At 51.8% G+C, this 22,103-nt stretch carries 19 protein-coding genes and 1 pseudogene; 12 read left to right on the top strand and 8 right to left on the bottom strand.

What is annotated here, in order from left to right; all coding sequences use genetic code 11:
* Positions 1 to 157: 157 nt before the first annotated feature.
* Positions 158 to 970 carry a DUF72 domain-containing protein gene (locus tag DMB82_RS11815; RefSeq protein ID WP_102117825.1) on the bottom strand — a complete coding sequence of 271 codons (813 nt, stop codon included), beginning with the start codon at positions 968 to 970 and terminating at the stop codon, positions 158 to 160.
* A gap of 78 nt (positions 971 to 1,048) precedes the next feature.
* The gene (locus DMB82_RS11810) at positions 1,049 to 1,204 is read right to left on the bottom strand and encodes a hypothetical protein (RefSeq protein WP_228399991.1); all 156 of its coding nucleotides are present in this window, start codon (positions 1,202 to 1,204) and stop codon (positions 1,049 to 1,051) included.
* Between the two features lie 301 nt (positions 1,205 to 1,505).
* Between DMB82_RS11810 and aspS the strand changes: the two genes are divergently transcribed.
* The 6 genes from aspS to ruvB all read left to right on the top strand — a co-directional run bounded on the left by aspS (position 1,506) and on the right by ruvB (position 6,835).
* Positions 1,506 to 3,302 carry an aspartate--tRNA ligase gene (gene aspS / locus DMB82_RS11805; RefSeq protein WP_116162340.1) on the top strand — a complete coding sequence of 599 codons (1,797 nt, stop codon included), beginning with the start codon at positions 1,506 to 1,508 and terminating at the stop codon, positions 3,300 to 3,302.
* Between the two features lies 1 nt (position 3,303).
* On the top strand, positions 3,304 to 3,747 hold the full coding sequence (gene nudB / locus DMB82_RS11800) for a dihydroneopterin triphosphate diphosphatase (RefSeq protein WP_102117827.1): 444 nt from the start codon (positions 3,304 to 3,306) through the stop codon (positions 3,745 to 3,747).
* Between the two features lie 23 nt (positions 3,748 to 3,770).
* Entirely contained in the window at positions 3,771 to 4,514 is a 744-nt protein-coding gene (locus tag DMB82_RS11795; RefSeq protein ID WP_010275900.1) for a YebC/PmpR family DNA-binding transcriptional regulator, read from the top strand.
* A gap of 72 nt (positions 4,515 to 4,586) precedes the next feature.
* On the top strand, positions 4,587 to 5,108 hold the full coding sequence (gene ruvC, locus DMB82_RS11790) for a crossover junction endodeoxyribonuclease RuvC (RefSeq protein WP_116155782.1): 522 nt from the start codon (positions 4,587 to 4,589) through the stop codon (positions 5,106 to 5,108).
* A gap of 91 nt (positions 5,109 to 5,199) precedes the next feature.
* Positions 5,200 to 5,817, top strand: coding sequence for a Holliday junction branch migration protein RuvA (ruvA, locus tag DMB82_RS11785; RefSeq protein WP_102117829.1), 618 nt, complete (start codon positions 5,200 to 5,202; stop codon positions 5,815 to 5,817).
* 7 nt (positions 5,818 to 5,824) lie between these two features.
* Positions 5,825 to 6,835 (top strand): Holliday junction branch migration DNA helicase RuvB, encoded by a 1,011-nt coding sequence (ruvB, locus tag DMB82_RS11780; RefSeq protein WP_102117923.1) that lies wholly within the window; start codon positions 5,825 to 5,827, stop codon positions 6,833 to 6,835.
* A 28-nt stretch (positions 6,836 to 6,863) separates the two neighbouring features.
* Here the strand turns inward: ruvB and DMB82_RS11775 are convergent.
* The 3 genes and pseudogenes from DMB82_RS11775 to znuC all read right to left on the bottom strand — a co-directional run.
* Positions 6,864 to 7,085: pseudogene (locus DMB82_RS11775) on the bottom strand (PTS transporter subunit EIIC); the annotation flags it as partial.
* Between the two features lie 374 nt (positions 7,086 to 7,459).
* A complete protein-coding gene (znuB, locus tag DMB82_RS11770; protein ID WP_102117830.1) occupies positions 7,460 to 8,245 on the bottom strand; it encodes a zinc ABC transporter permease subunit ZnuB in 786 nt (261 codons plus the stop codon).
* Positions 8,242 to 9,000, bottom strand: coding sequence for a zinc ABC transporter ATP-binding protein ZnuC (znuC, locus tag DMB82_RS11765; RefSeq protein ID WP_102117924.1), 759 nt, complete (start codon positions 8,998 to 9,000; stop codon positions 8,242 to 8,244). The genes znuB and znuC overlap by 4 nt, the downstream gene beginning before the upstream one ends.
* A 76-nt stretch (positions 9,001 to 9,076) precedes the next feature.
* On the opposite strand from znuC, the gene znuA reads away from it, so the two are divergent.
* From znuA to lpxM, 3 genes are all read left to right on the top strand, one after another.
* On the top strand, positions 9,077 to 10,096 hold the full coding sequence (gene znuA, locus DMB82_RS11760; protein WP_102117831.1) for a zinc ABC transporter substrate-binding protein ZnuA: 1,020 nt from the start codon (positions 9,077 to 9,079) through the stop codon (positions 10,094 to 10,096).
* Between the two features lie 12 nt (positions 10,097 to 10,108).
* Positions 10,109 to 11,449: a murein DD-endopeptidase MepM gene (gene mepM / locus DMB82_RS11755; protein WP_116155785.1), complete on the top strand. Its 1,341-nt coding sequence runs from the start codon at positions 10,109 to 10,111 to the stop codon at positions 11,447 to 11,449.
* A 314-nt stretch (positions 11,450 to 11,763) separates the two neighbouring features.
* Positions 11,764 to 12,735 (top strand): lauroyl-Kdo(2)-lipid IV(A) myristoyltransferase, encoded by a 972-nt coding sequence (gene lpxM, locus DMB82_RS11750; protein WP_039544604.1) that lies wholly within the window; start codon positions 11,764 to 11,766, stop codon positions 12,733 to 12,735.
* A 124-nt stretch (positions 12,736 to 12,859) separates the two neighbouring features.
* Here the strand turns inward: lpxM and pyk are convergent, their stop codons facing one another.
* Positions 12,860 to 14,302 carry a pyruvate kinase gene (pyk, locus tag DMB82_RS11745; protein WP_102117833.1) on the bottom strand — a complete coding sequence of 481 codons (1,443 nt, stop codon included), beginning with the start codon at positions 14,300 to 14,302 and terminating at the stop codon, positions 12,860 to 12,862.
* Between the two features lie 458 nt (positions 14,303 to 14,760).
* Positions 14,761 to 15,630: a MurR/RpiR family transcriptional regulator gene (locus DMB82_RS11740; protein ID WP_102117834.1), complete on the bottom strand. Its 870-nt coding sequence runs from the start codon at positions 15,628 to 15,630 to the stop codon at positions 14,761 to 14,763.
* A gap of 383 nt (positions 15,631 to 16,013) precedes the next feature.
* On the opposite strand from DMB82_RS11740, the gene zwf reads away from it, so the two are divergent.
* Together zwf and DMB82_RS11730 are read left to right on the top strand one after the other, a co-directional pair.
* Positions 16,014 to 17,489 (top strand): glucose-6-phosphate dehydrogenase, encoded by a 1,476-nt coding sequence (gene zwf / locus DMB82_RS11735; RefSeq protein WP_116162339.1) that lies wholly within the window; start codon positions 16,014 to 16,016, stop codon positions 17,487 to 17,489.
* A 171-nt stretch (positions 17,490 to 17,660) separates the two neighbouring features.
* On the top strand, positions 17,661 to 18,302 hold the full coding sequence (locus DMB82_RS11730) for a bifunctional 4-hydroxy-2-oxoglutarate aldolase/2-dehydro-3-deoxy-phosphogluconate aldolase (protein WP_116162338.1): 642 nt from the start codon (positions 17,661 to 17,663) through the stop codon (positions 18,300 to 18,302).
* Positions 18,303 to 18,416: 114 nt separating this feature from the next.
* On the opposite strand, the gene purT is transcribed toward DMB82_RS11730, so the two are convergent.
* Positions 18,417 to 19,595 carry a formate-dependent phosphoribosylglycinamide formyltransferase gene (gene purT, locus DMB82_RS11725; protein ID WP_116162337.1) on the bottom strand — a complete coding sequence of 393 codons (1,179 nt, stop codon included), beginning with the start codon at positions 19,593 to 19,595 and terminating at the stop codon, positions 18,417 to 18,419.
* Between the two features lie 200 nt (positions 19,596 to 19,795).
* Between purT and DMB82_RS11720 the strand changes: the two genes are divergently transcribed.
* Positions 19,796 to 21,847, top strand: coding sequence for a S9 family peptidase (locus DMB82_RS11720; RefSeq protein ID WP_116162335.1), 2,052 nt, complete (start codon positions 19,796 to 19,798; stop codon positions 21,845 to 21,847).
* Positions 21,848 to 22,103 lie beyond the last annotated feature (256 nt).

Here is a 22,103-nt window from a genome sequence, read left to right as displayed (position 1 = left end):
GTAACCTAACCGAAAACGGCTTGCAGAATAATAGCTTTACCTAACGCAACTGTCGCCTGTAAAGGCCGATTTTTTTAGCGGAAATGCGTTGCGTTGCAAAATTGTTTATAACCAAACGGGCTAACACATGCCAGTGGCAGAGGTATCAGCGGATATATCAAAAGAGCGTTGCCTGCTGTGGCCAATCCGGCGGGGGCGGAAAGGTCGGGTCGATTTCGGCGAGCAAGGGCCAAAGCTGCTGCGCCAACGGTGGGGCATCACCGATATCTGGTGTATGGATAAAGAAGAAGGGATTTGCCTCACGCCACTGCGGCAGCTTGTTACGCCATGACTCGAACCAACGAAGATTTTCTTCCTGCTTTTCACTGCCGATAAAGCGAATCAGCGGCTGCGTGGCCGTCAGCACAGCGTGAACCGGCACGCGAGGCTTCTTCCGCTGGGCTTCACGCATCGCAGCGCTCTCTGGTGCGGCATGGTGAACCGGGCGGCTGTCGAGGATCACGCGGTTAATTCTGCGCTGCTGTAGCCCCTGATTCAGCGCGCGTTCTTCATCGCCTTTGGCAAAAAACAGCGGGTGGCGGACTTCCACACCGTAGCTAAATTCCTGCGGCAAAGCATCAAGAAATCGCCACAGCACGGGCAACTGCGCAGGGCTGAAAGTCGCGGGAAGTTGCAGCCAGAGTTGTCCGATACGGTGTGCAATCGGTTCAAGGCATTGATAAAAAAGTCCGACATCGCTAGCACAGTTCTGCAAGGCGGCTTTATGGCTGATCGCTGAGGGAAACTTGAAACAAAAGCGAAAGTCATCATGCGTCATATCACGCCAGCGCTCGACAACCTCGCGTGAAGGTAACGCATAAAAGGTCGTATTACCTTCAACACAGGTAAAATAGCGGCTGTAGTCGGCAAGGTCGTTTAAGCCCAACCGACTCCAGGCGGGATGCTGCCATTGTGGTAATCCGATATACATCATGTCGTCGCCATCAATAGAATGCCGAGCATTATCGCGTAATTGTCGGGGCAGTGCGAGTGAACTGGGAGACATCGTTTATAAAATCTCGTCCGCCCACAGTGCGGCTTCCATGATCATGCCAAAGCCATTTTCCTCATCGGCACCCAACTGGGTTAAAAACTGCTCAAGCACTTCCCACTCTTGCTGTTCATAAATCCACAGAGCAACGCTCTCGGTGGTATTGTCCTTCACATTGAAAGAGGCATGCAAGGGAAGATCGGTTTTGCAACAACTCTGCCTCGATTAGTGAACATTCCGTTAACCGGAAAGGAAATTTCGTAAAAAGAGTAGGCGGCAGCGTCGCAGAGCGTTACCTTCATGCTTATCGTTCGGGCGAATATCCTTTATAATAACCGCCTTTTTTCATCGGACAGTAACCCAGAAAAACCATGCCGTGCAGCGAAAATGCCACTGTTTTTGCACTGTGATTTACCGTGAAAAGTGATCTACCGTGAAAACGTGTGAGCTGGCGGATGAGTAAAAGGACATCGTGATGCGTACTAATTATTGCGGGCAGTTGAATTCGTCCCATGTGGGCCAGGAAGTGACATTGTGCGGTTGGGTTAACCGCCGCCGCGATCTGGGTGGTTTGATTTTTATTGATATGCGTGACCGCGAAGGGCTGGTTCAGGTGTTTTTTGACCCGGATCGTCAGGACGCATTTAAACTGGCATCCGAGTTGCGTAACGAGTTCTGCATCCAACTTACCGGTGTCGTCCGTGCCCGTCCAGAAAGCCAAATCAACAAAGATATGGCGACGGGCGAAGTCGAGATTTTTGCCAACGCACTGACGATCGTTAACCGTTCTGAAGCGCTGCCGTTGGACTCCAACCAAACCAATACCGAAGAAGCGCGTCTCAAATTCCGCTATCTGGATTTGCGCCGTCCTGAAATGGCGCAGCGCCTGAAAACGCGTGCCCGTATCACCAGTTTTGTGCGTCGTTTTATGGACGACCACGGCTTCTTGGACATCGAAACCCCGATGTTGACGAAAGCGACGCCGGAAGGCGCGCGTGACTATCTGGTGCCGAGCCGCGTACATAAAGGCAAATTTTATGCGCTGCCGCAGTCCCCACAGCTGTTCAAACAGCTGCTGATGATGTCCGGCTTTGACCGCTACTATCAGATCGTCAAATGCTTCCGTGACGAAGACCTGCGTGCCGACAGGCAGCCAGAATTTACCCAGATCGATGTGGAAACCTCTTTCATGACCGCGCCACAGGTGCGTGAAGTGATGGAGAAGCTGGTGCGTGAACTGTGGCAGGACGTGAAAGGTGTCGATCTGGGCGATTTCCCGATCATGACGTTCGCAGAAGCGATGCGCCGTTTCGGTTCCGACAAGCCAGATTTGCGTAATCCGCTGGAACTAGTCGACGTTGCCGATCTGGTTAAAGACATTGAATTCAAAGTCTTCTCCGGCCCAGCAAACGATGCTAAAGGCCGCGTTGCCGCTATCCGTGTTCCGAGCGGTGCACAACTGAGTCGTAAGCAGATTGATGAATACGGCAAGTTTATTGAAATCTATGGTGCGAAAGGCTTGGCTTACATTAAGGTCAACGAGCGCGCCAAAGGTTTGGAAGGCGTTCAAAGCCCTGTCGCGAAATTCCTGAATGAAGACATCCTGTCTGCGCTGTTGGATCGTACTGCGGCACAAGATGGCGACATCCTGTTCTTTGGTGCAGACAGCGCGAAAGTGGTGACCGATGCACTGGGGGCGCTGCGTCTCAAGCTGGGTCGCGATTTGAATCTGACGAAAGACGATAGCTGGGAACCGCTGTGGGTCATCGATTTCCCTATGTTTGAGGAAGATGGCGAAGGCGGGCTGGCTGCGATGCACCATCCGTTTACCGCACCGCGTGACATGCTGCCTTCCGAATTGGCGGTTAACCCGGTTTCGGCGATCGCCAACGCCTATGACATGGTCATTAACGGTTATGAAGTGGGCGGCGGTTCCGTGCGTATTCACCGTGGTGAAATGCAGCAAACCGTGTTCAGCATTCTGGGTATTACCGAACAAGAACAGCGTGAGAAATTTGGCTTCCTGCTGGACGCGCTGAAATATGGTACGCCGCCGCACGCGGGTCTGGCGTTTGGTCTTGACCGTCTGGTGATGTTACTGACGGGCACCGATAACATTCGTGACGTGATCGCCTTCCCGAAAACGACGGCAGCTGCGTGTCTGATGACGGAAGCGCCAAGTTTTGCTAACTCGGCTTCGCTGGAAGAGCTTGCGATTGCGGTAGTCGTGAAAGGGAAAACGGCTCAGGATGGAAAATCCGAGAACGAATAAGATGGTATACAAGCGACCCGTTTCGGTTCTGGTGGTGATCTATGCCCGTGACACCGGACGGGTGCTGATGTTGCAACGGCGTGACGACCCTGAATTCTGGCAGTCGGTAACTGGCAGTATAGAAGAAGGGGAAAGTGCGCCGTATGCCGCACAGCGTGAAGTCAAAGAAGAAGTTAACATTGATATATCCGCAGAAGCGTTACCACTCTTTGACTGTCAACGCTGTATTGAGTTTGAGCTATTTGCTCATTTGAGACGTCGCTATGCGCCGGGGGTCACGCACAATACCGAACACTGGTTTTGTCTGGCGTTACCTGCTGAGCGCGAGGTGCAATTATCCGAGCATCTTGCTTACCAGTGGCTAGATGTGCCCCACGCGGCGCAGTTGACCAAGTCCTGGAGCAACCGGCAGGCGATTGAGGAATTTGTTATTTATCCGGCCTGAACAGGCTTTTTTCGGAGATTTTTATGGCAGGTCATAGTAAGTGGGCTAACACAAAGCATCGTAAAGCAGCACAGGACGCCAAACGCGGTAAAATCTTTACCAAGATTATCCGCGAGTTGGTCACCGCCGCCCGTCTGGGTGGTGGCGATCCGGGTTCTAACCCACGTCTGCGCGCCGCGATCGATAAAGCTCTGTCCAACAACATGACGCGCGATACGTTGAACCGCGCGATTGCCCGTGGCGTCGGCGGTGACGATGATGCCAACATGGAAACCATCATTTATGAAGGCTATGGCCCAGGCGGCACGGCCGTCATGGTGGAATGCCTGAGTGACAACCGTAACCGTACCGTTTCCGAAGTGCGCCACGCGTTTACGAAAACCGGCGGCAACCTGGGTACCGATGGCTCTGTTTCGTACCTCTTCACCAAGAAAGGCGTCATTTCTTACGCGCCGGGTCTGGATGAAGATGCAGTGATGGATGCCGCGCTGGAAGCCGGTGCTGATGATGTCGTGACGTACGACGACGGTGCAATTGACGTCTTCACGCCGTGGGAAACGTTCGGTGATGTGAAGGATGCGTTAGACGCGGCTGGCCTGAAAGCGGAATCGGCTGAAGTATCGATGATTCCATCCACCAAGGCGGATATGGATGCAGAAACGGCACCGAAATTGATGCGTCTGATCGACATGCTGGAAGATTGCGACGATGTTCAGGAGGTTTACCACAACGGTGAGATCTCCGATGAGGTGGCTGAACTGCTGTAATGGCTGGTCGGTAATGCAACGTAGCAACAGCTATCCACACGGGCGAATCGGCACCATGGCAATCGTAGCACGATGACAATAATAGTAGGTATCGACCCCGGTTCGCGCGTGACGGGTTATGGCATTATCCGTCAGCAGGGGCGTCATCTGACGTACCTCGGCAGTGGCTGTATCCGTACCGTGGTGGATGATATGCCCACACGGCTTAAGCTGATTTACGCTGGCGTCAGTGAAATCATTACGCAATTTCGCCCAGACTGTATGGCGATTGAGCAGGTTTTCATGGCGAAAAACCCAGATTCAGCCTTGAAGCTAGGGCAGGCACGCGGTGTGGCTATCGTTGCCGGTGTGAATCAGGATCTGCCCGTGTTTGAATACGCGGCACGGCTGGTGAAACAAACAGTAGTAGGAACGGGCGCGGCGGATAAAAAGCAGGTGCAACATATGGTTCGCTCACTGCTGAAACTGCCGGCCAGCCCGCAGGCGGATGCCGCCGACGCGCTGGCGATTGCCATTACTCACTGCCACTTTAGCCAAAGCCTGCTGCGAACCGCGGCGGTGAAAGTGAACCCGCTGGCAGGAAGACTGCGCTGAAACAGGAGGCTGGATATTCATCCAGCCTTTTTTATGTTATATAGTCGTCATACTTCAAGCCATTCTTTCCCTACGTAAAAGGAAGCGCAACGTGATAGGTCGTCTCAGAGGCATTATTCTGGAAAAACAGCCGCCGCAGGTGCTGATAGAAGCTAACGGCGTGGGTTACGAAGTTCATATGCCGATGACGTGCTTTTACGAACTCCCTGAGCTCAATCGGGAAGCGATCATCTTTACCCATTTTGTTGTCCGCGAAGATGCGCAACTGCTGTTCGGTTTTAATGATAAGCAGGAGAGGGCGCTGTTCCGTGAACTGATCAAAGTGAATGGCGTCGGGCCGAAGCTGGCCCTGGCAATTCTTTCGGGGATGTCCGCGACGCAGTTTGTCAGCGCGGTTGAGCGTGAAGAAATCGGTGCATTGATTAAACTACCGGGCGTCGGTAAGAAAACGGCGGAAAGATTGGTTGTTGAAATGAAAGATCGCTTCAAAGGCTTGAGTGGCGATCTATTTAATCCAGTCAGCGATATTCCGCTGGCTTCACCCGCTGCCGCAGACAGCCGAGTCGGCGAGCCTGAGGCGGAAGCCGCCGCTGCACTGGTTGCGCTGGGCTATAAACCACAGGAAGCCAGCCGCATGATTTCCAAGATTTCGCGTCCCGATGCTGACTGTGAAACCTTGATTAGGGATGCACTGCGCGCGGCGCTGTGAGGTATTCATGATAGAAGCCGATCGTTTGATTTCCGCTGACGCCGTTCCTGAAGAAGAATTTCTCGACCGCGCGATGCGACCTAAGCTGCTGACCGAATATGTAGGGCAGCCGCAGGTGCGTGAGCAGATGGAAATTTTCATCCAGGCGGCCCGTAAGCGCGGGGATGCGCTGGATCATCTGCTCATTTTTGGTCCTCCTGGTCTGGGTAAAACGACGCTGGCGAATATTGTTGCTAACGAGATGGGCGTGAATATGCGCACGACGTCGGGCCCGGTGCTGGAAAAAGCAGGTGACCTTGCCGCACTGTTGACCAATCTCGAACCGCATGATGTGCTGTTCATCGATGAAATCCATCGCCTGTCACCTGTGGTGGAAGAAGTGCTGTATCCGGCGATGGAAGATTATCAGTTGGATATCATGATCGGTGAAGGGCCTGCTGCCCGCTCAATTAAACTCGATCTTCCTCCTTTCACATTGATTGGCGCAACGACGCGTGCGGGGTCTTTAACCTCGCCGCTGCGTGATCGCTTTGGTATTGTGCAGCGCCTGGAATTTTATAATGTGGCGGATTTACAGTATATCGTGCGTCGCAGCGCACAGTGTTTAGGGCTGGATCTGACATCTGAGGGTGCGCTTGAAGTGGCGCGGCGCGCGCGGGGGACGCCGCGTATTGCTAACCGATTATTGCGACGGGTGCGTGATTTCTCCGAAGTTAAGTCAGAAGGGGCGATTACCGGTGATGTGGCGACACAGGCACTGGATATGCTGGCGGTAGATACCGAAGGCTTTGACTACATGGATCGTAAGCTGCTGTTGGCGATCATCGATAAATTCATGGGTGGCCCCGTTGGTTTGGACAATTTAGCGGCAGCGATTGGTGAAGAGCGAGAAACGATTGAAGACGTGCTGGAGCCGTTTCTGATTCAGCAAGGGTTCATTCAGCGTACGCCGCGCGGTCGCATGGCGACGCAGCATGCGTATCGACATTTTGGCTTAACGCGTGAAGATTTAGGTTAACGGGTGAAAAGCGTATCGCCTAAGAAATAATATGTGGTAAGACGTCACCCGCTGCCAGCACAGCCTGATTTACGGCTAGATTGGTCATCCAGAATGGATTCATGGTGCCCGTGACAATCAGCGAACCGTGGATCCCCGAAAACCAGAAAAGCTGGCACAGCAACACAGACAGAAGAATGGCAGGCAGCGAGTCTGAGGCGGAAACCAGCGGTGCTAACTGGTGCATAATCACTTCGGGAATGATCATGCCTTAATCGATTGTTCGATAGCGGCAATCATCGATTGATATAAGGAACTCATGTGAACACCTTTTTTATGTTTCGCTGGGATGACGACAGCTCGTCACCCAGTATGCTATCGCTACGTTGTAAGCCGTAACTCATTGTATCTAAATCTCTTATGGGAATGTTTCGTGTGGCAGTCTTTTATAAATGTGAGCCGATATCTGTCATCTTTCTTCCGCTGCGGACCGCATTTTCCGCCAAGCACAATGTACATTCCAGATAATGGCTAACCGGCAATAAACGCGGATCGAGCAGCCTTCAAAATATAAAGCCCTTCTGAATCACGTGTCCGGAAGGGCTTTTTGCTATTGAGTTTTTGTACTATTGAGTGATTGATAGGTTAGGCGCGTTGTCGCTTAATCAGACTGACAATAAACAGCAGCGATGCGCACAGCACCACAGACGGCCCCGCGGGCGTATTGTAACCAGCTGAAAATGCCAAACCTCCCGTTACGGCAATCATTCCTATAATAATCGCGATGCTTGCCATTTGTTCCGGCGTCCGTGCGAAGCGTCTGGCGCTAGCGGCGGGAATAATCAGCAGTGATGTAATGATCAGCGCACCCACAAATTTCATGGCGATACCAATCGTTAACGCGGTGGTCAGCATCAAGAGCAGCTTGGTGCGCTGTAGCTTCACGCCATCCACGTGCGCCAGCTCTGGGCTGATCGTCATAGAAAGTAGTGCGCGCCATTGCCAGCACATAATGGCCACCACAACGATGACGCCAGCGGCGATCACCCACAGATCCTCTGTTGTGACGGAGAGCAAATCACCAAACAGGTAAGCCATCAAGTCCACGCGCACGTTATTCATCAAGCTGACGACCACCAACCCAAGCGACAGAGCGCTGTGTGCCATGATGCCGAGTAACGTATCGATAGCCAGATAGGGGCGTCGCTCCAGCCAGACAAGTCCCAACGCCAGAATGAGCGTTACGGCGATGACGGCAGCAAACAGGTTGATGTTCAGCAGCAGACCGAAGGCGACGCCGAGTAAAGATGCGTGCGCCAGCGTGTCACCGAAGTAAGACATCCGTCGCCAGACGACAAATGAGCCGAGCGGGCCAGCCGCAATCGCCAGCAACATCCCCGCCAGCCAACCGGGAAACAACAGTTCTATCATGCGTCGTTTCCACCTTGTCTTTTCAGAATGATACGTCCCTGTAGATCGTGACGATGATTATGATGATGGCGATAAATTGCCAATTGCTCCACGCCGCGGTGGCCGAACATCGCTAAAAACTCAGGATGAAGTGAAACCACTTCAGGTGTGCCGGAGCAGCAAACATGTTGATTAAGGCAGAGAACTTCATCGGTTTTCGCCATCACCAAATGCAGATCGTGCGACACCATCAGCACGCCGCAGTGGAATTCTTGCCGCAATTGGTTAATGAGATCGTACAGCGCCAGTTGCCCATTGACGTCGACACCCTGCGTCGGCTCATCGAGTACCAGCAGTTGGGGCTGATTGAGCAGTGCACGAGCCAGCAGGACGCGTTGGGTTTCGCCACCGGAAAGTTTCTGCATCGGCTGTTCCAGCAGATGTGCAGCCTGAACCCGCTTGAGCGCCGGTAAAATATCCTGCTTTTTCACGCTGGGGCGCAGTTGCATAAAACGGCTGACGGTCAAGGGCAGGGTGGTATCCAGATGCAGCTTCTGCGGAACGTAGCCGATACGCAGCGCGGGATCCCGTACCAGCGAGCCGGAGGTGGGCGACAGTAGACCTAATACCACGCGCACCAGCGTCGATTTCCCTGCGCCATTCGGCCCAAGTAGCGTCAGAATTCGACCTGCCTGCAAGGTAAGAGAGATATCTGACAGAATCTTGCGGCTGCCAAATGTAACTGAAATATTATTAAGTGATACCAATGTGGACATAGAATTCGGTTTGCATAACTCATGTGACGTTATAATATAACAAATAACACCATAAAAATCGATGGGATCGACTTTCATGCAGCAATCTATTCAACAAAAAAAATCTACTCAGCAAAAAAAATGGTTAAAAAGTGTGTTTTTTGCCAGTGCGCTACTCGCAAGCGGGATATCAATTAGCACGGCATCCGCTGCGGTCATTACGTCAATTCGTCCTTTGGGATTCATTGCGTCGGCGATTGCCGATGGGCTGACGCCCACTGAGATTTTGTTACCTGATGGCGCGTCGCCCCACGATTATGCCTTGCGTCCGTCTGATGTCCAGCGTTTACAGTCTGCTGAACTGGTGATTTGGGTTGGGCCGGAAATGGAAGCCTTTCTCGGAAAGCCGTTAGCGAAAGTCTCACCTGAAAAGCAAATCGCGCTTTCCGCGCTCCCCGCGATTAAATCTGAGCTGGAAAAAGAGGCTGGACACGATCATGAAAATGACCATGAACAGGTGCATGATGACCATGAAAAAGGCCACGATCATCGCCATGCCGCCCATGATGACGGCGACGATGGTCACCATCATGGTGAGTACAATATGCACATTTGGCTGTCGCCGGAGATGACAAAACAGGCGGCTATAGCCATTCATGCAAAATTATTGGAACTTATGCCTCAGAATAAGGACAAACTAGACGCGAATCTGCTTTATTTCACGGATAAAATCGGGCAGGCAGATGAAAAAATTGCTAAGATGCTGGCGCCTGTACGGGGTAAAGGGTATTTCGTGTTCCATGATGCCTATGGCTATTTTGAGAAACATTACGGGTTAAGCCCGTTGGGTTACTTCACGATTAACCCCGAAATCCAACCCGGAGCACAGCGTTTACACCAAATACGAACACAGTTGGTTGAGCACAGAGCCGTATGCGTTTTTGCTGAACCACAATTCAGGCCAGCCGTTATTAATGCTGTTGCCAAGGGAACCGACGTGCGCTCGAGTGTGCTCGATCCATTGGGAAGCAATATTGCACTGGGTAGAGATAGCTATGCCGATTTCTTGTTGCAGCTATCAAACCAGTATGTGAGCTGCCTGGAGGAAAAATCATGAGGATACGAATAAGTGCAGCAGATAGTCCGAACTATCGCTCTGGCGTATAACAGCTTACCTCGGCCCCATCGTGTCATGCTGGGGTCGCTTACCGTTGTGACATTGGCTGTTGCCGTTTGGCGGCCTTTTGTTTATCCCCACGTCGATGATGCTCCTGTTGTCGATGATGCTCCTGTTATTGTGAAAGATGTCGATCTGGAAACCAGCCAGCTACGTACGTTGACACCTGAAGCCAGTGAACCGATAGACCAACCCTCGCCGGATGATGATATTCCACAAGATGAGCTGGATGATAAGGGTGCCGATGAAGGTGACATACATGAGTACGTGGTCTCTACGGGAGATACCTTAAGCAGCATTTTGACGCAGTACGGTATTGATATTGCAGATATCACCCAGCTTGCAGAGCAGAATAAAGATTTGCGGAACCTGAAAGTCGGTCAGCAAATTTCATGGGCTTTAGCAGAAAACGGCGACCTGCAAAGTTTGACTTGGCAGATGTCCCGCCGTGAAACACGCATTTATGAGCGCGCGGGTAACGATTTTAAAGAGCGTATTGAGACGCTGAAAGGCGAATGGCGCAATAGTGTCCTGAATGGCCGTGTCGGTGGTAGCTTTGTTAGCAGTGCAAAAAATGCCGGTTTGACCAGCACAGAAGTGCGGGACGTGATCAAAGCGCTGCAATGGCAACTGGATTTCCGTAAATTACGCAAAGACGATACCTTCTCTGTCTTGATGTCCCGCGAAATGCTCGAGGGTAAAAGCGAGCAGAGCGAGTTGGTCGGCGTCCGTTTGAATACCGGAGGCAAAGATTATTACGCGATTCGTGCAGAAGACGGTAAATTCTACGATCGTGAAGGTTCCGGTTTGACGCGTGGCTTTATGCGTTTCCCAACCATGAAACAATTCCGCATTTCCTCCAGCTTTAATCCACGTCGTCTGAACCCAGTCACAGGGCGCGTCGCGCCGCATAAAGGTGTCGACTTTGCTATGCCGGTCGGATCACCGGTTCTGGCAGTTGGGGATGGGGAAGTCGTAATTGCGAAACGTAGCGGTGCGGCGGGGAACTATGTGGCCATCCGCCACGGTCGTCAGTACACCACGCGCTATATGCATATGCATCGCATCCTGGTTAAACCGGGGCAGAAAGTGAAACGTGGCGATCGCATCGGGTTGTCTGGCAACACCGGTCGTTCCACTGGCCCGCATCTGCACTACGAATTCTGGATCAACCAGCAGGCAGTAAACCCGTTAACGGCTAAACTGCCGCGTTCTGAAGGGCTGGCGGGTAAAGAGCGTCGTGATTATCTTGCGCAGGTTAAGGAAGTGGTACCGCAGCTTAAGTTTGATTAATGATATCCGTCATACTTCAAGCTGCTTGTGCGTTGGCCGCCCTTACTCACCCCAGTCACTTACTTGTGTAAGCTCCTGGGGATTCATGCGGTTGCCGCCTTCATGCAACTTGAATTATTTAGGATAGATATTGATTGCATGTTATGCCGGTGGGGCTTGCTGCCGGCATTTTCATTTATAGAACATTTGATAGAACACAGGTTCCTGATTTTTTATTATCGAGCTGGCGTGTTTTTGCGTAACTGTCGTTGGTGTTGCTAAACGCCGAGCGGCAATGATGATTATGTTTATTGATTGATCTGAAGAGTTTAGGCATGGAAAAAGAAAAAAAATCGAACGCTGAATTTGTTCCCCAGTTTCAACGCGCCTTTTTTCATCCGCGTTATTGGGGGGTTTGGTTAGGCGTTGGTGTGATGGCGCTCGCTGCCTATGTTCCTGCGCGATTAAGAAATCCGGTGCTGGGTGGGTTAGGGCGTTTTGTCGGGAGAATATCAAAAGGCGCACGCCGCCGTGCCCGCATTAATCTGCTGTACTGCATGCCGGAATTAACGGAAGCACAGCGCGAAGCTATCATCGATGACATGTTTGCGACAGCCCCTCAGTCGATGATTATGATGGTGGAAGTAGGAATTCGGAACCCGAAGAAAATCGAGAAATATGTTCGCTGGCATGGCGAAGACATTCTGGATCGTATTAAGGAACAAGAGAAGAACGTGATTTTTCTGGTTCCGCACGGGTGGGGGGTTGATATCCCCGCGATGTTGCTGACCTCGCGCGGTCAGCGTATGGCTGCCATGTTCCACAACCAGAAGAATGCGCTGGTGGACTACTGGTGGAATCGGTTACGCCGTCGTTTTGGTGGCCGCATTCATGCTCGCAACGACGGTATTAAGCCGTTTATCAGCTCTGTACGCTCTGGGTGCTGGGGTTATTACTTGCCCGATCAGGATCACGGCGCTGAGCACAGCGAATTCGTTGACTTTTTTGCGACCTATAAGGCAACGCTGCCTGCCGTCGGACGGCTGATGAAAGTGTGTCGTGCGGATATCGTGCCGCTGTTCCCGGTGTATAACGCTAAAGACGGTTGTCTGGATGTGTTTATTCGCCCACCGATGGACGATCTAGCGGATGCGGATGACGTATATATTGCGCGGCGTATGAATGAAGAAGTGGAAATTCTGGTCAAACCGAACCCTGAGCAGTACACCTGGATTCTGAAGCTGTTGAAAACCCGCAAACCGGGTGAGATTGAACCGTACTGTCGGGATGATTTATACCGTAATTAGCTTATACGGTAGATAAGAGCGGGCTGATAGGCCGCATAGATAAAAAAGCCGGACGAGAAATCGTCCGGCTTTTTGCTGGTATGAACCGTCCGCCACCTCAGCAGCAGAGCGGTTATGGTACTGATTATTCCACGCGCAGGATACGGATCGTGTTGGTGGTGCCCACAGTACCCATGATGTCACCTTGTGTGACGATGACCAGATCCCCAGACATCAGGAACCCTTTGTCACGCAGCAGGATCACTGCATCATTGGCGGCAGCAACGCCGTCCGTGTAGCTGTCGAAATGCACGGGAGTAACGCCACGATACAGCGCGGTCAGGTTCAGCGTGTGCTCATGACGAGACATCGCGAAAATCGGCAGACCGGAACTGATACGGGACATCATCAGGGCGGTACGGCCAGATTCCGTCATGGCGATCAGCGCGGTAACCCCTTTCAGGTGGTTGGCGGCGTACATGGAAGACATCGCGATGGATTCTTCCGTGTTATCAAACTGCACGTCAAGGCGGTGCTTGGAGACGTTGATGCTTGGGATTTTCTCCGCGCCTAAACACACTTTCGCCATCGCCGCAACGGTTTCAGCCGGATACTGGCCCGCAGCGGTTTCTGCTGACAGCATCACGGCATCGGTACCATCCAGCACGGCGTTGGCGACGTCCATCACCTCGGCGCGCGTTGGCATCGGGTTGGTGATCATCGATTCCATCATCTGCGTGGCGGTAATGACCGCACGGTTCAGTTGACGAGCGCGACGGATCAACTTCTTCTGAATCCCTACCAGCTCTGGGTCGCCGATTTCAACGCCCAGATCGCCCCTCGCGACCATCACCACATCGGAAGCCAGAATTATGTCATCCATAGCGGCGTCTGAGCAGACAGCTTCGGCACGTTCCACTTTTGATACGATCTTAGCGTTACAGCCTGCATCGCGTGCGAGTCGACGTGCGTAGTTGAGGTCTTCACCAGTACGCGGGAAAGAGACCGCCAGATAGTCGACGCCAATTTTTGCGGCGGTAATAATGTCGGCTTTATCTTTTTCCGTCAGGGCTTCGGCAGACAGACCACCACCGAGTTTATTGATGCCCTTGTTGTTAGACAGGGGCCCACCAACGGTGACCTCGGTGTAAACTTTCAGACCTTCAACCTGAAGGACTTTCAACTGTACCCGACCGTCATCCAGTAACAAGATGTCGCCAGGCACTACATCGCTTGGCAAGCCTTTGTAATCGATCCCGACTTTTTCTTTATCGCCTTCGCCTTTCGCTAAATCGGCATCCAGCAAGAATTTGTCGCCGATATTCAGGAAAATTTTCCCTTCTTTGAAGGTAGAAACACGAATCTTTGGACCCTGCAGATCGCCAAGAATGGCAACGTGGCGGCCTAATTTAGCCGCAATTTCACGAACTTTGTTGGCACGTAATTGATGATCTTCTGCTGTGCCGTGAGAGAAATTCATTCGTACTACGTTCGCGCCCGCACTGATAATCTTTTCGAGATTATTATCACGGTCGGTAGCGGGCCCCAGGGTGGTGACAATCTTGGTTCTTCTGAGCCGTCTGGACATGTATAACTCCGTTCACTTGTGAAGCTGTAGTGTTGCGATTAAGCGTCGAATAACGGTGCAAAATGTCACTTTACAACAAAACTATTTCACCTGCGTTATCCGAACATCGTGTTGAGTCTGATTATCATACTGTACAGGTAATCCCTGCCATCTTTCCATGCCCGTAGTCTCTGACCATATCAAGATGAAACAGGTTGATGATACCGCTCATTTTCCATTACCCGTCATACTTCAAGTTTCATGTGCGTTGACTGCGCTTAAATACTCGGCCCGTCGTGGGCCTCGCCCTTAAGGGCCGCCGCAAGCAGCGTTCAAATCTGCTCCCGGCAGATTTGTCACCCGAATCACTTACTTGAGTAAGCTCATCGGGACTCCCTCGCTTGCCGCCTGCCTGAAACTCGAATTATTTAGGGTACAAAATATAGCTAAAAAACAAAGCATAACGTAAAACTTATCTATCACCTGAAGGGGTTAATCAATCGCTCGTCTTTATCAAAGCGTGACTCACGCAGGGCCTCTTTGACCCGTTTCAGGTTATCACGAAATTTTTCCCCGCGGCGTAGCGTGAAGCCCGTCGCCAGAACGTCGATCAGCGTCAACTGAGCGATGCGGGACACCATCGGCATATAAACATCGGTATCTTCAGGCACATCAAGCCGCAAGGCCAACGACGCCTCACGCGCCAGCGGCGTGCCGTCCGAGGTAATGGCGATAACGGTCGCGTCGTTTTCGCGTGCCAACTGCGCCATGTCGACCAGACTTTTGGTTCTGCCTGTGTGGGATATCAATACCACGACGTCACCGTCGCTGGAATTCATACAGCTCATGCGCTGCATAACGATGTCATCGAAATAGACAACGGGGATATTGAAGCGGAAAAATTTGTTCATCGCATCGTGTGCGACCGCAGCGGAAGCACCCAGACCAAAGAAAGAGATTTTCTTCGCCTGCGTCAGCAAATCCACGGCGCGGTTCACGGCGGTGACATCCAGGCTGGATTTAACCTGCTCTAGACCAGCCATGGCGGATTCAAAAATTTTACTGGTATAGGCGTCAACGCTGTCATCTTCTTCAACGTTACGGTTCACATACGGTGTACCGTTTGCCAGACTTTGCGCCAGATGTAGTTTAAAATCGGGAAAACCTTTAGTTTCAAGGCGGCGACAAAAACGATTAACCGTTGGTTCGCTGACATCGGCCATTTTGGCTAAGGTTGCGATGCTGGAGTGAATGGCCGTCTGCGGAGTGCTCAGTATCACTTCAGCAACTTTTCTTTCTGATTTGCTCAAGAGTTCTAAGTGACTCTGGATTTTTTCCAGCATATTCATACGACAAGGGCCATGTAAGTTTTTTCCAATTCCAACTAAAGGTACACTGGCATGCATTACGTGAAAAAATGCACGTCGTGAAAATATACTACGACCCTGTAGTGGTTGGCAGAGGGCAACAGGCTAAGTTAGGTCCTTTTTTTGCCAGAACATGACATGTGTCTAACTTTCAGAAAAGTAATCGACTGTCAGAAACGACGAAAAATTTCGTTTTAGGGCGAATGCATAAGTGACTTCAGCCACTGCACAGACCGATTTATGCATGATTTTCAGTCAATGCCGACCATTATTTGGCATTTTTATGATGGGTTTACTGGCTGTAGTCAAAAAGAGTACATTATCGCTGTAATAAAATTACAGCATCCTGCAACGAGGAGATGAACATGGCGGTAACTTCAACAGCCCAAGCGTGCGATCTGGTTATTTTCGGTGCTAAGGGCGATCTGGCACGCCGTAAATTGCTGCCTTCCCTTTACCAGTTGGAAAAAGCAGGTCACATCCATGCGAACACCAGAATTATCGGGGTGGGCCGTGCGGATTGGGATAAAGCGGAGTATACCCGCGTCGTGCGCGAAGCGCTTGACACCTTTATGAAAGAAGCCATCGACGATAAGTTGTGGGAAACGCTAAGCAGTCGGCTGGATTTCTGCAATCTTGATGTGGAAGACACCAAAGCGTTCAACAAACTGGGCAAGATGCTTGACCAGAAAAACCGGACTACTATCAACTATTTTGCCATGCCGCCGAGTACATTCGGTGCGATCTGCAAAGGGTTGGGAACCGCAGGGCTGAATAAAGAGCCCGCGCGCGTGGTAATGGAAAAACCGCTTGGGACCGATCTGGCGTCTTCTCGCGTCATTAACGATCAGGTCGCGGAATTCTTTAACGAGTGTCAGGTTTACCGTATCGACCACTATCTGGGTAAAGAAACCGTTCTGAACCTGCTGGCGCTGCGTTTTGCCAACTCCCTGTTCTCCTCAAACTGGGACAACCGGACGATCGACCATGTGCAGATCACGGTAGCCGAGGAAGTTGGGATTGAAGGGCGCTGGGGCTATTTTGATAAAGCCGGCCAGATGCGCGATATGATCCAGAACCACCTGTTACAAATTTTGACGATGATTGCGATGTCGCCGCCGTCTGATTTGACGACAGACCGCATCCGTGATGAAAAAGTGAAAGTGCTGCGTTCACTGCGTCGTATCGATCGCTCCAACGTGCATGAAACGACGGTACGCGGCCAATACACGGCGGGTTTTGTTCAGGGACATAAAGTGCCTGGCTATCTGGAAGAAGAGGGCGCGAACAAAAGCAGTAGTACGGAAACCTTCGTTTCGATTCGCGTTGATATTGACGACTGGCGCTGGTCTGGCGTGCCGTTCTACCTGCGTACGGGTAAACGTCTGCCGACCAAATGTTCAGAAGTCGTCGTGTACTTTAAAAACCCAGCGCTGAACCTGTTCCATGATTCCTACCAGCAGTTGCCGCAGAACAAGCTGATCATTCGCTTGCAGCCGGATGAAGGTGTGGAAATTCAGATTCTGAACAAAATCCCGGGGTTAGAGCACAAACACCGCCTGCAAACGGTAAAACTGGATCTGAGCTTCTCGGAAACCTTTAATCAGCAGCATTTAGCGGATGCTTACGAGCGTCTGCTGCTGGAAACCATGCGTGGGATTCAGGCGCTGTTTGTCCGTCGTGATGAAGTGGAAGAAGCCTGGAAGTGGGTGGATTCCATCATGGATGCGTGGTCGATGGACAACGATGCACCGAAGCCGTATCAGGCAGGAAGCTGGGGGCCGGTGGCATCCGTGGCGATGATTACCCGCGATGGCCGTTCCTGGAATGAGTTTGAGTAATTTTTTGATAATACGTCAGTAATGGGGGGCTGGCCGAGGACGGTCGGCCTCGCACAGTTTTTAATGTATGGCTCACGGTGCGGTCGGACATCTGCGGCGACGCAGATCCCTGTGGCAGGGGCGCGCTATATAATTAATGATGCCTTCGGGCATGACTGGAGATAACTTTTGATGAAAAACTGGAAAACGAGCGCGGAACAGATTTTGACAACGGGTCCCGTTGTTCCTGTGATTGTGGTCAACAAACTGGAACACGCGGTGCCGATGGCAAAAGCGTTAGTCGCGGGCGGCGTTCGCGTTCTGGAACTGACATTGCGTACCGACTGCGCCATCGAAGCGATTCGCGCGATTGCGAAAGAAGTACCGGAAGCCATCGTGGGCGCGGGTACGGTAACAAACCCTGAGCAACTGGCTGCGGTCGTTGAGGCCGGTGCGCAGTTTGCCATCAGCCCAGGCCTGACTGAGCCGCTGCTGAAAGCCGCAACGGAAGGCAATATCCCGTTGATCCCGGGTATCAGCACCGTATCTGAACTGATGCTGGGTATGGATTACGGCCTGCGTGAGTTCAAATTCTTCCCAGCGGAAGCTAATGGCGGTGTGAAAGCGCTTCAGGCGATCGCAGGTCCGTTTGCTCAGATCCGTTTTTGCCCAACCGGTGGTATTACGCCGAATAACTACCGCGACTATCTGGCGCTGAAAAGCGTGCTGTGCGTGGGTGGCTCCTGGCTGGTGCCGAACGACGCGCTGGAAAGCGGTGACTTCGCGCGTATTACGGAACTGGCACGTGAAGCCGTTGCGGGTGCAAAAGCGTAAGTTTGCTCGTGACTGAATGACGAAGGCCACTCACTGCGAGTGGCCTTTTTTTATGTCGTGCAATTTATCTGTCGTCAGTGATGTCTGATTTCACCCGTCAGCAATAGAACGGTATCAGCCGCTGATTTTTACGCCCGCTGCAACGCGCTTGGCGATGGCTACGGCATCATCCGTGGTTTCCGCACTGGCTAACGCGACACCCATACGGCGCTTGCCGCTGATATCCGGTTTACCAAACAGACGAATTTGCGTATGAGGCAGCAGTGCGCTTTCCAGCCCCTGATAACGCACGTTGTTGCTATCCAGTTCCGGTAAAATCACGGCGGAAGCCGATGCGCCATACTGACGAACTGCGCCAATGGGCAGCCCCAGGAAAGCACGCACGTGCAGTGCAAACTCGGACAGATCCTGAGAAATCATCGTCACCATGCCGGTATCGTGCGGGCGAGGGGAGACTTCACTGAAAATAACCTCATCGCCGCAGACGAACAGCTCAACGCCGAACAGGCCATAGCCGCCGAGCGCTTTCACGACATCGCTGGCCATCTTCTGTGCGCGTTCCTGTGCCAGCGCGCTCATCTGCTGTGGTTGCCAGGATTCACGGTAGTCGCCGTCTTCCTGTCGATGACCGATTGGCGCACAGAAATGAATGCCGTCAACCGCATGGATCGTCAGTAAGGTGATCTCAAAATCAAAATTAACCAGCCCTTCCACGATGACGCGTCCGCCGCCTGCTCGTCCACCCTGCTGGGCATAGTGCCACGCCTGATCTAACTGCTCAGCAGAGCGAATAAGGCTTTGCCCTTTGCCAGAGGAACTCATAACCGGCTTAACAATACAAGGGTAACCAATCGCCTCTACTGCCTGACGAAAGTTCTCTTCGCTGTCGGCAAAACGGTAGGTGGAAGTGGGAACGCCGAGCGTTTCAGCGGCCAGACGACGGATACCTTCGCGATTCATTGTCAGGCGCGTCGCTTCGGCACAAGGAACAACATGGTGACCCTGCTTTTCCAGCGTCACCAGCATGTCAGTTGCGATGGCTTCGATTTCCGGCACGATGTAATCAGGACGTTCGGCTTCAACCAACGCTTTTAATGCATCGCCATCCAACATGTTGATGACGTGGCTACGATGCGCAACCTGCATGGCGGGGGCATCGGCATAGCGATCGACCGCAATCACTTCGATTCCCAAGCGCTGACACTCAATCGCCACTTCTTTGCCTAATTCACCGGAGCCAAGCAGCATCACTCGTGTGGCATCCGCACGCAGGGCGGTTCCAATCGTTAACATAACCTTATACCTGATCGGGTTGTGAAAAATGGCCGCAGTATAAACGAAAACGTTTGCGTGCGCATTAAAGAGGGCATGCAGTGGAAGGCGATGCGCAAAAGCGCACCAAGAGATAAGGACGTGGCTTGGCATTGCCGGGCAATCGTGCCACTCTTCTTGCAATACGAAAATTTTATGTCAAGACAACGAGATCCGACGCCATGAAGACACCTCAAGCTGAAAAAAGACCCCATGCACTAAGTACACATGGCGATACGCGCATCGACAATTATTACTGGCTGCGTGATGACCAGCGTACCGATCCGCAGGTGTTGGACTATCTGAAGCAGGAAAATGCCTATAGCAAAGCCGTCATGGCACCTCATGACGCACGCAAACGGTCACTGTATGACGAAATGGTCAAACGGATTCCGTCGACGGATATGTCTGTGCCGTATGTCAGAAAAGGCTATTGCTACCAAAGTCGCTATGAGCAGGGTAAAGAGTATGCCATCTATCTGCGTCAACCTGAGCAGGCAACAGACGCATGGGAAACGCTGCTGGATGGGAATCAACGTGCGGAAGGGCATGAGTTTTATAGTCTCGGCACGCTTGAGGTTAGCCCTGATAACACGCTGCTGGCGCTCTCGGAGGACTTTTTATCCCGTCGACAGTACACGCTTCGTTTTCGCGATCTGAACAGCGGCGAATGGCTACCGGATGTGATCGAAAATGTAACCGCAGGGGCAGAATGGTCGGCGGATTCAACAGTTCTGTATTACGTGCGCAAACATGAGAAAACGCTGTTGCCGTATCAGGTCTATCGCCACCGTCTGGGGAGCGATCCGGCGTTGGATGAGCTGGTCTATGAAGAGAAAGACGATACCTATTACGTTAGCCTGAGTAAAACGACATCAGAGCACTACATCACCATTTATCTCAGTAGCACCACGACGAGCGAGGTGCTATTGCTTGACGCTACGCGCCCGGACGCGGTGCCGCAGGTAGGCATTCCACGTCGAAAAGATCATGAATATGGCATCGATCACTATCAGGATAAGTTTTATCTGCGCTCCAATCGAGAAGGTAAAAATTTTGGCCTCTACCGTTCAGATAAGCCCGATGAACAAACGCTGGAAACGCTGATTGCACCATGTGAAAACCGTGTGCTGGAGAGCTTTGAGCTTTTCCGTGATTGGCTGGTGGTTGAAGAAAGGGAACGCGGTTTGACCCGCTTACGCCAGATTCACTGGCATACACAGGAAGAAAAAGCGATCACCTTTAATGATGCGAGCTATGTGACGTGGCTGTCGTACAACCCTACGCCAGAAACGGCATTGATGCGGTATGGCTATTCATCAATGACAACGCCTAGTACGCTGTATGAATTGAATCTGGATACGGGGGAACAGCAGTTACTTAAACAAGCCGAAGTGAAGGATTTCTCCCCAGACAATTACCGGAGCGAACGCTTGTGGATCACGGTTCGAGATGGCGTCGATGTGCCTGTTTCCCTCGTTTATCATCGCGACCATTTCAGCCCTGGTAAGAACCCGATACTGGTCTATGGCTATGGCGCTTATAGCCATAGTATGGATCCCGATTTTAGCGTTAGCCGTCTGAGCTTGCTGGACAGAGGGTTCGTCTTTGCCTTAACGCATATACGCGGTGGCGGTGAGCTAGGTCAACAGTGGTACGACGATGGTCGCCTGCTCAATAAAATGCATTCCTTCACCGACTTCATCGATGTGTCTCAGGCATTGATAGAAAAAGGTTATGGTGACAGGGATAAGATGTTCGCGATGGGGGGCAGTGCGGGTGGACTATTGATGGGCGCGGTAGTGAACATGGCTCCCGATCTATTTAAGGGCGTTGTTGCCCAGGTTCCCTTCGTTGATGTGCTGACGACAATGCTGGATGAGTCTATCCCGTTGACGACCGGCGAGTATGACGAGTGGGGCGATCCGAATGAAAAAATCTATTATGACTATATCAAGCAATATAGCCCCTATGATGGAATTACCGCGCAACGCTATCCGCATTTGCTGGTGACTACCGGGTTACACGACTCTCAGGTTCAGTATTGGGAACCTGCGAAGTGGGTGGCGAAATTGCGGGAAGTCAAAATAGACGATCGTTTGGTGCTGCTATACACCGATATGGATGCGGGGCACGGCGGAAAATCCGGTCGTTTCAAACGGTACGATGATATTGCGTTGGAATATGCTTTTCTGCTGATGGTGCTTGAAATGGTTGAGGATGCGCGCGAATAAGAGATAACAACTGTGATTATGAGGGTAAACCCATTTTGGGGTTTACCCGATCGGCATGGCTCATTACTTAGGTCACATTACATCTCAGGTAATATCAGCCTGTGGTTTCTTCGCCTTTTTATCGGCACGTTTTTCGGCTGCCGTTTTTAGTGGCTTCTTCTTACTGTTCTTTTTGCTATCCAAACCTTTACTCATATCTTGCCTCGTGTGATAAAAGGGTAGGTTGCTACTCCATTAACCTCTTGTGCGGGCCGAT

Source organism: Pectobacterium aquaticum, assembly GCF_003382565.3.
Taxonomy (GTDB): domain Bacteria; phylum Pseudomonadota; class Gammaproteobacteria; order Enterobacterales; family Enterobacteriaceae; genus Pectobacterium; species Pectobacterium aquaticum.
Note: the sequence above shows the minus strand (reverse complement) of the source record. Positions and strands in the feature narration are given on the sequence as shown.

What these genes read in the sequence shown, in the direction of transcription:
- znuB (WP_102117830.1), bottom strand. Translation starts at nt 8,245, where the DNA reads ATGATAGAACTGTTGTTTCCCGGTTGGCTGGCGGGGATGTTGCTGGCG.
- zwf (WP_116162339.1), top strand. Translation starts at nt 16,014, where the DNA reads ATGGCGGTAACTTCAACAGCCCAAGCGTGCGATCTGGTTATTTTCGGT.
- DMB82_RS11740 (WP_102117834.1), bottom strand. Translation starts at nt 15,630, where the DNA reads ATGAATATGCTGGAAAAAATCCAGAGTCACTTAGAACTCTTGAGCAAA.
- ruvB (WP_102117923.1), top strand. Translation starts at nt 5,825, where the DNA reads ATGATAGAAGCCGATCGTTTGATTTCCGCTGACGCCGTTCCTGAAGAA.
- znuC (WP_102117924.1), bottom strand. Translation starts at nt 9,000, where the DNA reads ATGTCCACATTGGTATCACTTAATAATATTTCAGTTACATTTGGCAGC.
- pyk (WP_102117833.1), bottom strand. Translation starts at nt 14,302, where the DNA reads ATGTCCAGACGGCTCAGAAGAACCAAGATTGTCACCACCCTGGGGCCC.
- DMB82_RS11730 (WP_116162338.1), top strand. Translation starts at nt 17,661, where the DNA reads ATGAAAAACTGGAAAACGAGCGCGGAACAGATTTTGACAACGGGTCCC.
- znuA (WP_102117831.1), top strand. Translation starts at nt 9,077, where the DNA reads ATGCAGCAATCTATTCAACAAAAAAAATCTACTCAGCAAAAAAAATGG.
- DMB82_RS11795 (WP_010275900.1), top strand. Translation starts at nt 3,771, where the DNA reads ATGGCAGGTCATAGTAAGTGGGCTAACACAAAGCATCGTAAAGCAGCA.
- ruvC (WP_116155782.1), top strand. Translation starts at nt 4,587, where the DNA reads ATGACAATAATAGTAGGTATCGACCCCGGTTCGCGCGTGACGGGTTAT.
- DMB82_RS11815 (WP_102117825.1), bottom strand. Translation starts at nt 970, where the DNA reads ATGTATATCGGATTACCACAATGGCAGCATCCCGCCTGGAGTCGGTTG.
- aspS (WP_116162340.1), top strand. Translation starts at nt 1,506, where the DNA reads ATGCGTACTAATTATTGCGGGCAGTTGAATTCGTCCCATGTGGGCCAG.
- purT (WP_116162337.1), bottom strand. Translation starts at nt 19,595, where the DNA reads ATGTTAACGATTGGAACCGCCCTGCGTGCGGATGCCACACGAGTGATG.
- lpxM (WP_039544604.1), top strand. Translation starts at nt 11,764, where the DNA reads ATGGAAAAAGAAAAAAAATCGAACGCTGAATTTGTTCCCCAGTTTCAA.
- DMB82_RS11720 (WP_116162335.1), top strand. Translation starts at nt 19,796, where the DNA reads ATGAAGACACCTCAAGCTGAAAAAAGACCCCATGCACTAAGTACACAT.
- nudB (WP_102117827.1), top strand. Translation starts at nt 3,304, where the DNA reads ATGGTATACAAGCGACCCGTTTCGGTTCTGGTGGTGATCTATGCCCGT.